The organism is Tardiphaga sp., from assembly GCF_028290495.1.
Classification (GTDB): domain Bacteria; phylum Pseudomonadota; class Alphaproteobacteria; order Rhizobiales; family Xanthobacteraceae; genus Tardiphaga.
Genome location: NZ_JAQGJT010000209.1, coordinates 1 through 2,920 on the forward strand (window position 1 = coordinate 1; position 2,920 = coordinate 2,920).

Annotated in this window: 2 protein-coding genes and 2 pseudogenes; all 4 read right to left on the minus strand. The window is 65.8% G+C overall.

The annotated features are described in order from the left end of the window. A pseudogene (locus JWQ24_RS28095) lies at positions 1-853 on the minus strand (lysine 2,3-aminomutase); the annotation flags it as partial. Then, positions 850-2,223, minus strand: coding sequence for an FAD-dependent oxidoreductase (locus JWQ24_RS28100; protein WP_299815768.1), 1,374 nt, complete (start codon positions 2,221-2,223; stop codon positions 850-852). The pseudogene JWQ24_RS28095 and the gene JWQ24_RS28100, both read right to left, overlap by 4 nt. Before the next feature lie 11 nt (positions 2,224-2,234). Beyond that, the gene (locus tag JWQ24_RS28105) at positions 2,235-2,456 is read right to left on the minus strand and encodes an acyl carrier protein (RefSeq protein ID WP_299815771.1); all 222 of its coding nucleotides are present in this window, start codon (positions 2,454-2,456) and stop codon (positions 2,235-2,237) included. Then, a pseudogene (locus JWQ24_RS28110) lies at positions 2,453-2,920 on the minus strand (peptide synthetase); the annotation flags it as partial. The gene JWQ24_RS28105 and the pseudogene JWQ24_RS28110, both read right to left, overlap by 4 nt.

Below are 2,920 nucleotides of genomic sequence, written 5' to 3' on the forward strand. Positions count from 1 at the left end.
CAAGCCGAGCGACCCGGCCGACCCCGTCGACGACTTCGGGTTGCAGCCAATGTTGCGGAAGCGCGGCAAGCGCCTTGCTGGCCAGCCGAATGTCGCGAATCGTGTCGATCTCGAGCAGCTGCATGAGGAACGACTCGAGCCTCGGCCACGGGACGTTCGCGACGTCACCACCCGACACTACGACGTCACGCACCGTCGGCGTCGCGCGCAGGTAGTCGAGCATCCGCTCCTGGCGGTCCGCCGGTCGAAGTGTAAGTCTGGCCTTCGCGACGGATGGCGTCGAGTTGCCGACCAGGTCCATCCGAGTGCAGTGCCCGCAGTATTGCGGGCAAGTCGACAGCAGCTCGGCCAGCACCTTGGTCGGGTACCTGTGGGTCAAGCCCTCGACGACCCACATATCGCTCTCGTGCAACGAATCCCGTTCGGCGAAGGGGTGCGAGCCCCACTCCGGCTCGCGGTCACTCAACACCGGCAGCATGTACCGCCGGATCGGATCGGCATAGAAGGCGTCGGTGAACTGCTGACGTTCTGGAACGCACTCGGGAGCCATCGTGTTCAGCATCTGCGGTGGCAGCAGCATCGACATCGTGGCGCGCTCCTGCTGATCGGCAGCTAGGTCGGCGAAGAACCGATCGTCGAGCAACGAGCCCGTCACCGCACGGAGTTGCGCAATGTTCTTGATCGAGTGCGCCCGCTGCCATTGCGCATCCCGCCAATCGGACGCCGTGACCGTCGCCCATCCCGGGTATCGACGCCAGTCTGGTTCGATCAGCTCCCTTCGTTGGTACGTGTACGGCTGGTCTACGGCTGCGGTGAAGACAGTGGTATCACCGAGATCTTCGAGTATTGTCATTGCGCCATTGCCTTTCGCGAGTCGGCGACCACGTCGGCGCCGTGAATCAATTCGTTGGCAGCCCGTCGGCCCGACCTGATGGCACCCTCCATCAGGCCGAAGAACTCGAGGCTGGTCTCGGTGCCTGCCCAATGCACTCGACCGTGGGGTTCGGTCAACGTGGGCCCGAGCCGCATCCAGTCGCCGGGCCCGAACAGCGCGGCATAGCACCCCCTGCTGTATTCGTCGGCCAGCCAGTCGGTAACCGAACACCTCGTCGGCGACGGCAACTGCGGAAACAGCTTGCGCGCGTGAGCCAGCACCGCATCTGCCTTCGCCGGTAGCGACAGCGCACTGAACGACGCTGCCGCCGCACCCGTGACGAAGCCCGTGAGGATGCCAGCGGAAAGATCGGGCGGTGAATCGTCGACCGTCGAGAGGAGCGGTCCGTCCGCGCTCACAGACCAACCGGAGAGGCCGTGGTCACGCCAGATCGGCGACGGATAGCTCAGGTGCACCTTGACGGCACACCCCCGGCCGGTGGCCGGCGTCGCACGCGGCGCAGGCAGGCCAGGCCGGAACTCGATCTGCTGCGCGAGAAGCGGTGGAATCGCGACCACCACGTAGTCGGCCCGGTGCTCCCACTTCGTGCCGTCCTCGGTGGACACCGCGTGCACCACGACCCCGTCGCCGTCCTGGTCGACGGTACCGACTTCCTGCGCCAATCGAATCCAGTTGCCGAGCCGGCGTGCGAGTGCTTCGCAAAGCTGGTGCGCGCCACCATCGATCCGCCACTCCTGAGCGCCACCCTTGAAGGCGTTGAGGTAGCGGATCCCGCCCCCGGAGCGCAGATAGAAGGCCATGTGCAGAACGGAGATAAGCGCGGGATCGGCCGCCATCATCTCGCCGATGAACATGGGGAAGAAAGCTCTTGCGGCGGGATGGTCGATCTCCTCGGCTACCCACTGCGCCACCGTCAGCCCATCGAGGTGTTCCGCACGGGGACTCGCCCACGGAGCATCCGCGCGCACCTCGGCGACCAGACCTTCGAGACGATCGAACAGGTCGCCGAGGGCGACCGCATCCAGCGGCGGCACACGACTTGCCGTCGTCGTCCGCTCGTCCGACAACAGGAAAGTGCTGTCCCCCAGCATCTCCGTCGACGCCAGCCCGAGTCCGTTTTCACGGAGCATGGCAAGCAGTTCGGTGTGTCGCACGCCGAGATAGGCTGCGCCTCCGTCCGCGACGACGGTCGACGACATCGGGATACCGTGCATCCGGCCGCCCACGCGCTGCCTGGCCTCGAGCACCGTCACGTCGGCGCCCGCCGTCGCCAACTCGACGGCGGCGGTCAGTCCGGCCAAGCCGGCTCCGATTACGACGACCTTCATGTCTTCCCCAGTCATGGCGCGACCGCAGCGAGTTTCGTGGTCAGCCCCTCCGGCGTGGGATCGTCGACGAACTCGTCGTACTCCAACTCCGTCCCGAAGTCCCGCGCGATCGCGCTGAGCACCCGGGTGGCCAACAAGGAGTCACCACCCAGTTCGAAGAAGTCCGAATTCGCATCCACACTGGGCGTCTCCAGGACTCTCTGGAAGATCTCGATGATGTGGTCGGGGTTCATTGGTCTGCTCCTTTGTTTTCTTCTTTGGCTGCGGCACGCTGCGTCGCCGCCCGGTCGACTTTGCCGCTGGACGTATGGTCCAGCGCCGCAACGAATTTCACGCGGCCGGGCACGAACTGGCTCGGTAGTCGCTCGCGTAGAAAGCTCTTCAACTCCGCCGAAGTGACGGCACCGGTCAGAACGACGTACGCGCTCAGCGACATCTGGCCGAGCCGCCGCTCGCCCATCACCACCGCGCCCGCGACTGCCGGATGGCTGTTCAGCTGCGCCTCGACCTCGGCCGGATGAACGCGTACGCCCAGAACCTTTACCTGTTCGTCGACGCGACCGCGCGGATATAGCAGTCCGCGTTCGCCGCGGGTGACGATGTCGCCGGTGCGGAACCAACGGGTGGGTCCGGATCCGTAGTCGGCGACGGGGAACCCAGTCGTAGTGCGATCGGACAGCCCCAGGTAGCCCGTGGC

Coding starts and splice junctions, on each gene's coding strand:
- JWQ24_RS28100 (WP_299815768.1), bottom strand. CDS start 2,223: ATGAAGGTCGTCGTAATCGGAGCCGGCTTGGCCGGACTGACCGCCGCC.
- JWQ24_RS28105 (WP_299815771.1), bottom strand. CDS start 2,456: ATGAACCCCGACCACATCATCGAGATCTTCCAGAGAGTCCTGGAGACG.